Here is a 7,775-nt window from a genome sequence, read left to right as displayed (position 1 = left end):
TTACCGTTCTTTATTATGACGATGAAATGTTGTTAGAACTGAAGTCTGTAGTTATCAGTAATTGTGCGGTAGGCCATGGAGGTAGAGTCATTATTCCAACTGAAATAAAGGAAGGAAAATTAATCATTGCGGTACTTCAAGGGGAGGTTACAGTTTTAAATACTCTTGGTGAGCGCGCAGCAAAAAATAATATGGTTGCATAAGCAGATTTTGAGGGGTTTTCTGATGCCTATGACGTTAACAGTAAATAGCTGTACAAATGATATTGTTAATATTATCAGAAAATTAGAGCTAGTCGCTTCTGAGTTTGCATTTAATTTAGAGATTGTTCAATTTCACGACGTACTGGAACTGCATGGTATTCGAGAAGATGAATTTGAGAAATTTTATTTAGAACTGACAACGTTTTTAAGTCATTGTCATTTTACTATATCAGATAAAACCATCATCGTTAATGCAAAGCACGCGCACAGACTTTTGACAGATTGCAATTGTCCTGGACCAACAAGACAACTAAAGTTATTATCTGATTGCTATGAATGGTTAATGCCATTGTCTACAAAACAAGTCTTTTTAGACTAATTGAAAAGACTCGTTTTGCTACACTCTTCAGAGTTCGATACATCCGACCTTCGCTACTCCACTTTATCCAGCCCAAGAAAAATCACATAAGATAAAAAATGGGTGCCCCATTTTTCATGGTTTCAATTTTCATTTTTTTTACTCTTAACTTTGTATAACTGTAATTATGCAAAGTTAAGATTTACTTTAATCTCATTTAGTATTATGGTGTACCATATTACAAAACTAAATGTTTTTCTTGGTAGTTAACCAGATTGACGCAAAATTTAAAATTAGTGATTTTTGGCTTAAAGGACAAAATATGTCGGTTGAAAAATACATCGCTCCGCAGTGGCGATATGATTATGTTGAACCCAAAGGAAAGCGTATGCGTCTGCTTTCTGTTGATGAAGTTCAAATTTCTTCTCGATTACTGAATAAACACATTCGGTTTAGTAATGGCTCCATTCAACCGGAACGTTATAAGCCTAATTTCAGAAAACACATGGAGTACGCCGATAAAATCTGGTTATCAGCGAGTAGAGCTATACGTAATATATCATCTTTACCAGAAAATGATGTCCATCATTATGAAATGGATGCATTAAATCAGGATTTACAGCTTATCTTTTCTGATGCCGGTTGGCGTTGGATCCGAAAAGAAATCAGCCAGTTAAAAAAACGTCAAACTAAAACTCGATTTGAATTATCTGAAGATCTAGTTAAAAAGCTCAAAATAATTATGGCCAGAGAAGATCTTAAATCGTTTGATGAAGTTATCGATTTCCTTGTCAGTATAGATCAAGAACTACAAGAAGGTAGCGAGTAGTCAATGTTTTTCTGTATACCTGAATCACAGTGCTGTTAATACGAGGTTTAAATGACATCATTAATTGGAAATCAAAAATATTCTATAACCACGAACGTTGGTAGTGAATCTAAACCTCAGAAAGTCAATGACTTACTTCTTGATAGTCGCTCATTGATGCAGAAAGAATTACGTTCATTACTCGAAGAAAATATAGACTCGGCGCCTTTTGAGCGGATCTCAGAACTCATATCAATGTTGTTACATGATTTTCAGTTATCTTCTAAAGATATGAAAATCAATACGTTCAAATCACTTAACAGTAATTGGTACCTTTTTTGTAAATGGTGTGAAAAACGCTCAATAACACCAATTCCATGCACTGTTGATAATTTTGAGTTGTACATTCTTGAGCAGGCAGAAAGAGTCAAATTTAATACCCTAAAGGTTTACTCTTGGGCCGTTCAAACTATGCATCTAGCAGCAGGTTTACCGTCGCCAACGGAACCTTTAAAAATAAAGAAGATGTTTGAAAAAATAGAAGGCTATAAATTATCTGAAGGTGAATACATTAGCCAGGCATCAGCATTCAATGAGTCTCACTTGGATGTGTTAGAACGTGCATTATCTGACAGTCATCGCATTATAGAATCGCGTGATTTAGCTATACTTACAGTGGCTTATGAATCAATGTTGCGTGAATCAGAATTGGCCAGAATGACGTTTGAGCAATTAAGTTTTACTCGAGACGGTAGAGGTTTACTGTTGGTCCCGATAACCAAATCTAGACATTCAGGTGAACCAGACAAAGTGGTATTAAGTTTAAAATGCTTAGATGCAATTGATAAATATGTCGAAATGTCAGGCATAGAGCGTACCGGGTATGTTTTCAGAAAAGTGCATAAATCTAATAAAATCGGCAAACAGGTAAAGCCATTATCAGGTGTGGCTATCGACAAGGTATTCTCTAATGCTTTTCGAAAAATGGAAATAATTGCGCCAAGATTGGTACGTGGGAATACCCCTTGGAGCGGCCACTCAGCTCGACTAGGTGCGTGTCAGGATTTACTTGCTGCAGGATTTTCGTTGCTAGAGGTTCAAGTATCTGGCCGATGGAGTTCTCCAGCGATGGTATACCGGTATGGGCGAGACATACTTGCCGAAGATGGTGCAATGGCGAAATTTAGAGCGGAAAAAAGGTGATGTAGTAATGACTCAATATTATGAATCTTTGAAACTGGTTTGTGAAAATTGCCTAATTAATCTGTATTTGGAAGTGGCTGATAACCCTCGTTTTACACCACTATCAACTCGGTCCCAAATTATTAAAAAATTTATTAAACCTAAAATAAAGTTACAACAATATAAGTTGATTAAAAAAGAGCTTAAACGGCTCTCTTTGGCCAAAGAGCATGTTCCGTTAGAGACGGAGCTGCAGAAGCTTTTGGTGAATCTCACGCAGTATAAAGGTAAAGGTGATGCTGAAGCTTTGCTATTTGATTATTTGGGTAATTTATATGATTGGACAGGTTTGATGATCCAAATCTCAACGTCGCAAACTGTTGCTGAGCCAGGGAATATTTACCTGTGTAAAGATGAAACATTTAATAAATTATCTAGCGATGGCCAATATCTAGAGCCTATAAATTTATTTGTTTATTGTGAAACAGAAGCAGAACTCGATGAGGTCCTCTCTAAAGCGGCTGATGATAGTCGATTCACCGTTAGCGTAGCACAACGTCATAGTTCACATGCAAAACTTGATGTTTTACCTCGTTAAATAGGCGAAAAAAAGCCAACTTTGCAGTTGGCTTCTTCCCCGAGGAACCCCTTCCCCGTTTGGAGGACACATTATGACACTGCCAAAGCAATGAATAATGTATTCGAATCAATAATACGATAATAAAGCTTGTAGAGTAAAGACATTAGATCCCATTGATTCAAGTATTTTGAGCAATAGTTATAAGTATCAACAACAACCCCCTATTTAGGTCACTATGCGGTAGTAAATATTTTTCAACGTCCTAAATATGCTCTGAAATAGAGAAAACAGTAATAATTTTAAGATAAAATAGCAGTATAACAATGAAGGACGAACACTAATGAATTCAAGCCCAATGATCACCGCTACCAAGCTCGTTTATTCAAATCAGCTATTTGATATTTATATTGCTACTAACAATTCACAACCAGATTCTTCAGTTAGTGGTAAACCGTCATATGTTTATTTTAAAGGTGAGTTTTTTTATATGACAACGAATGGTTCAATTCCTTGTTCACGAACTCAGACAGAATTTCTATTATCCGTTATGACTCGCTTTGGGCGCTTCTAAATAAGAATTTTTAAATTTACGATCAGGTGCTTATGGAACGCGAAGGTATTATAAAAGACATTCAATCTATTGATATAAACCAACCATTAAGCTTTAACAGTTATCAAGATAAAGCGGTAGAGGGTGCTGCAGTACCAGAGCTCCAGGACGTTGAACATGATGTACTTGTTGATCCTGACATGCTCAGGCGGCGCGATATGATTGTGTATACATTACATAAGCAACCATCTTTGACTGCAGCAAACCTAATCGATTATCTTGCTAAGGCTTTTGATTGTGATATAGAAACAATCAAAAATGATATAAATGAACTTAAATTTATCCCTACATACCAAAAGCATAAAGCACGAGTAAATAAAGCTATCACTCTTAAGAATCAACGGATCTCGACCATTCGTACTCAAGGTAAAAAAGCCATCGATGAGGCGATGGATTCATCAATACATTTTGATTGTGATACGATTCTTGGATTGTCATTGCGTTACAAACTAAAACCCAGGCATATATACCAAGAAATTCTTCGGTATAAACGTATTTCCACTCAAGTGGCCATTAACAAAGAGCAGCAAAAATTCTTGCCCGTTATCAGGGCTCTCATAAAATGCACAAAGCTTAATCTTAGGTATTGAGGAACTTCCGAGAGCAGTAGCTCGTTATGCACTTTCACACTAATCACGTAACTACATCTACCATTTCGTTGTAATGAACTTCGTCAACTTCATGAAGCCAAGTAAAAATATCAACAATCACATTTTGGCTTTCACCAAGAAGGTTTTCTGAAGAATCCTCGTTAATTTCAATAACAGCACTATGAGAATACTTATTGATAAACCGGTAAATTTTTTCTTTTGTAGCTTCATCTGTTGTTTCACAACCTTTTAATCCACAAGTCATAAGTTGTGATATATCACTTCGGTGCTTTGGAAATTTAAAGCTAAAAAATGATTCAAGCAGCTTCCGTGCAAGGTTCGCTGTTAAAAACGCGTCATCTCTAGATAATGTGGGGTTATCTTTAAATGCGTATAATTTTGAAAAAATATAATGATATTCCGAATTATATTTCACCAAACTAATATCTGCGTCTACAAAAGTTGAGCTACGTGGTGTAAATGTCGTAGTTTGAATTGTATAAAAAAATGCATTATGTTCTTGATTCTTTCTTTGTCTGTTGCGGTTTACCCCTTCGAACCAATCACGCATTAATTTAAAATAAGTAAAATTGTGAGTAAATACAAACAACTGCTTGGCTTTATCGCAATTACTACGAAGAAATGAATACGAATGAAAAAGGTGGTTTGAATCAAAGCTTGATACCGGATCATCTACGACAACAATAGTGTTTTCCATTTTGTTATCGTTTTCCTTTAACTTGGTGATGAAGTAAACAAACGCTATGGCTGTTTTTTCACCTTCACTCAAGTTCCCCTCTACTAGATCAGAATCGTTCCTAAATATTTCATAACCTTTATTCGACGGATTAAAGCGAAGAGTTAATTCACTACGACCAAGGAATTTATGAAGTGATTCGTTAAACTGGTCAGCTCCAATACTTTCGTTTGAAACTGAATCTTCAAGCACTCTAATTTCCGAATTTAGGCTGTTTATTGTTGTTTTTAGCTTAGCGTTTTCGGCTGTTCGACGAGTAACTTCCTTTTTCTTTTCGTGGTACCCAAAGTCCTTAACTTCTGCAGTAGCATAGTGAAGCTCAAGTAGCTTCTTAGCTTTTTTTGTTTCTACTTCGAAATTTCCTGACTTGTGGTTGTGCTTTCCAACAACCTTGCTAATTGCGGTCATTGCATCATTAAATGCTGTTACAGACGAGTCATTGATGATATCGACGAATAACCCTGTTTCTAGTGGGTTTCCAGTCTTTTCCTTTAGAGCACTGTGCCATGTCGCTATCTCTTCATTCAACGTGGTTATTGCTTTTTCCAACTCGGAGCAAGATTCAATGTATTCCTTTTTAAATTCTTCGTAGAAATCACTTGCGCTGGGGAGTGATGGTGATTGAATATATTGACTGACAAGCCACCCATCAGCTCTAATAAGCCGGTCTTGAAAAGCTTTGTAATCGTCATTGAAATGGGCTTCAAGTTGTTTAATTCTTACTTCAGTGATTGTATTGCCACAAAACTCACACTCGTTTGTATCATGGTTCTTATGAAGAATAAGGCCAGTTTCAATCCAATGCCTTATGTCACCATATTCGACAAGCCTCTGAATAGTTTTACTAACCACACTTGTTTTTAAAAGATCTTCGAGACGTTCTTTAGCTTTTCTAAAACTTTCTTGATTGATGATTTGCGGTGTGAAGGTGATATTATTCTTTTGATCTGGCTTAGCGGCGTTGGTCAATTCAATAATCTTGTCGTCATCTAAAATCGGCTCGACTGATTCGGTGGTTTCATGATTTGCAGTAATAAATGCTTCAAACTTTCGCTTATCATAGTTCAGATAATAACTATCAGTGGTATCTATCGACTGAAGGCTAGTTTTCATGTGCCGTGCACTACTAGTACCGAATTTTGAGACTGCCGTATCCAGGCTCATAATTGCTTCAGCTTCTTTGTTATACACTTCAGAATCTAATTTTTTCTTCTTCTTTAGTACCTTGAGTTTTTCATGCTCTTTAATTTTTTTTTCATCTACAAGCAAAATGCTTTTAACAACACTATTCCATGAGATATTTTCATCAATAAAGTCTTGATTAAAGGTGTACACGTTTAGATCAGATTCGGCAATGTTAGCTTGTGTTATCGCAGCCTTGCCATTAATTGAAACTATGAATTCGGAAGAGGGAAACCTAATCGAATTAGCTTTGTTTTCGATGCATCTGAATACACCTGAAAGAGTAGATTTACCACTACCGTTCCATCCATAAAACAAGTTGTATTTTCCGAAATCTTTGGCATTAGAATTAGTATGATTCTGAAAGATACCGAACTGCCTTAGCTTTTGTATACTCTTTATCGACATAACATCCTTGCTCTAAAAGTCGTTCACAGCTCAAACTGCATATAAAACTTGTATAGTTCGTATGCGCGATTACCTCATAAGACCAGTGAGTGCGAGCACAGTTTCCAATTAGAAAAAAGAAACATAGCGACATCCATAAATGTAGCAAATGTCACTCTTTTAATTAGCCTTAACACTATAATTGTCTCTAATTTTATTACATTTGTGTGTATTTTATGTGTTCTTGAAATCGATTTAATATATCAATTACAGATTCAAAGTCATCTTCTACCGATACCGATGGATCGTAAGCGTCCGATTGTTGCATATCATCTATAACCTTTATTGAATTTTCTTTCAAATCTTCCAAGGCCACTATCGTTTCATTAATTCGTTTTAACTTATCTGCTAAGCTCATAAGATGTTTACTCTATGTTTAATCGCACAAATTTTCTCGACGAACACGCAATTTAGTGTTGCTGGCTGGTAGCTCAAATGCGGGCGACTTATACTGTTGAGTCGCTTTTATAACTTATCACCTCATATTTGTTATAAGCCACCACAACAATTCTTCCCTAACGACTGCAAATTAACAAAATGGCGCGGTTCTATAGCATAACCAAGAATTAACGCTTATCTTTCGCGCACTACAGTGTGTCTTGCTGGTTGAACAGACCTTTGTCTAATGCTTCATTGATTGTTGCCCTGTGATTTTCAGACAATCCCAATTTAATAACCAACTTGGCATCCAATTTTTTATCTGTATTTTCATCAATGACTTTTTTAAAAAAATCGCAAATTATCAAACCGATTTCATATGCCATAATGTTCCCACGATTATCTTCGCGATATTCATTACGCACATACATACAGTCTAAATTTATGTGCGAACCAGCTACCACATCATCAAGACTTAACGCGAAAAATCCGTACCAAGTTTTAGGTTCAAATGGGTTGATAAAAAAATACAACTCATACTTATCTTCGTCTAAAAACTCTGTATATTTTTTATTATCAGGGTTCAATTCTAGATGTTTTCTTACGCTATCAAGGGTAAAGACTTGTTCTTGATAGGGAATTAAGTTCATCCAATTTTTCTTTGTGTTCTCTATTGCTTC

The 7,775-nt window shown here is 35.9% G+C and carries 9 protein-coding genes; 6 read left to right on the top strand and 3 right to left on the bottom strand.

Annotated features, from left to right (window positions below; genetic code table 11):
- From H5202_RS15880 to H5202_RS15855, 6 genes are all read left to right on the top strand, one after another.
- The coding region (locus H5202_RS15880) for a TIGR02922 family protein (protein ID WP_182772937.1) at nucleotides 1-203 on the top strand (203 nt) is incomplete at its 5' end.
- Between the two features lie 22 nt (nucleotides 204-225).
- Complete coding sequence (locus H5202_RS15875; protein WP_182772936.1) at nucleotides 226-582, top strand: hypothetical protein; 357 nt, start codon at nucleotides 226-228, stop codon at nucleotides 580-582.
- Between the two features lie 301 nt (nucleotides 583-883).
- Complete coding sequence (locus tag H5202_RS15870; protein ID WP_182772935.1) at nucleotides 884-1,390, top strand: hypothetical protein; 507 nt, start codon at nucleotides 884-886, stop codon at nucleotides 1,388-1,390.
- Nucleotides 1,391-1,441: 51 nt separating this feature from the next.
- The gene (locus H5202_RS15865) at nucleotides 1,442-2,572 is read left to right on the top strand and encodes a tyrosine-type recombinase/integrase (protein ID WP_182772934.1); all 1,131 of its coding nucleotides are present in this window, start codon (nucleotides 1,442-1,444) and stop codon (nucleotides 2,570-2,572) included.
- Between the two features lie 7 nt (nucleotides 2,573-2,579).
- The gene (locus tag H5202_RS15860; RefSeq protein ID WP_182772933.1) at nucleotides 2,580-3,149 is read left to right on the top strand and encodes a DUF2913 family protein; all 570 of its coding nucleotides are present in this window, start codon (nucleotides 2,580-2,582) and stop codon (nucleotides 3,147-3,149) included.
- Between the two features lie 585 nt (nucleotides 3,150-3,734).
- Entirely contained in the window at nucleotides 3,735-4,331 is a 597-nt protein-coding gene (locus tag H5202_RS15855) for a hypothetical protein (RefSeq protein ID WP_182772932.1), read from the top strand.
- A gap of 43 nt (nucleotides 4,332-4,374) precedes the next feature.
- Here the strand turns inward: H5202_RS15855 and H5202_RS15850 are convergent, their stop codons facing one another.
- The 3 genes from H5202_RS15850 to H5202_RS15840 form a co-directional block, all read right to left on the bottom strand.
- A complete protein-coding gene (locus H5202_RS15850) occupies nucleotides 4,375-6,678 on the bottom strand; it encodes an AAA family ATPase (RefSeq protein WP_182772931.1) in 2,304 nt (767 codons plus the stop codon).
- Between the two features lie 196 nt (nucleotides 6,679-6,874).
- Nucleotides 6,875-7,075 carry a hypothetical protein gene (locus tag H5202_RS15845; protein WP_182772930.1) on the bottom strand — a complete coding sequence of 67 codons (201 nt, stop codon included), beginning with the start codon at nucleotides 7,073-7,075 and terminating at the stop codon, nucleotides 6,875-6,877.
- A 229-nt stretch (nucleotides 7,076-7,304) separates the two neighbouring features.
- A partial coding sequence (locus H5202_RS15840) for a hypothetical protein (protein ID WP_220493901.1) occupies nucleotides 7,305-7,775 on the bottom strand: 471 nt, incomplete at its 5' end.

Origin of the sequence: Shewanella sp. SG41-4 (assembly GCF_014164505.1) — a bacterium.
GTDB lineage: Bacteria > Pseudomonadota > Gammaproteobacteria > Enterobacterales > Shewanellaceae > Shewanella.
The sequence above is the reverse complement of the archived record's forward strand: the minus strand, read 5'-3'. Positions and strand labels throughout refer to the sequence as shown.

Excerpts from the sequence above, each read along its gene's own strand:
- H5202_RS15855 (WP_182772932.1), top strand. The coding sequence starts at position 3,735 with ATGGAACGCGAAGGTATTATAAAAGACATTCAATCTATTGATATAAAC.
- H5202_RS15875 (WP_182772936.1), top strand. The coding sequence starts at position 226 with ATGCCTATGACGTTAACAGTAAATAGCTGTACAAATGATATTGTTAAT.
- H5202_RS15845 (WP_182772930.1), bottom strand. The coding sequence starts at position 7,075 with ATGAGCTTAGCAGATAAGTTAAAACGAATTAATGAAACGATAGTGGCC.
- H5202_RS15850 (WP_182772931.1), bottom strand. The coding sequence starts at position 6,678 with ATGTCGATAAAGAGTATACAAAAGCTAAGGCAGTTCGGTATCTTTCAG.
- H5202_RS15860 (WP_182772933.1), top strand. The coding sequence starts at position 2,580 with ATGACTCAATATTATGAATCTTTGAAACTGGTTTGTGAAAATTGCCTA.
- H5202_RS15865 (WP_182772934.1), top strand. The coding sequence starts at position 1,442 with ATGACATCATTAATTGGAAATCAAAAATATTCTATAACCACGAACGTT.
- H5202_RS15870 (WP_182772935.1), top strand. The coding sequence starts at position 884 with ATGTCGGTTGAAAAATACATCGCTCCGCAGTGGCGATATGATTATGTT.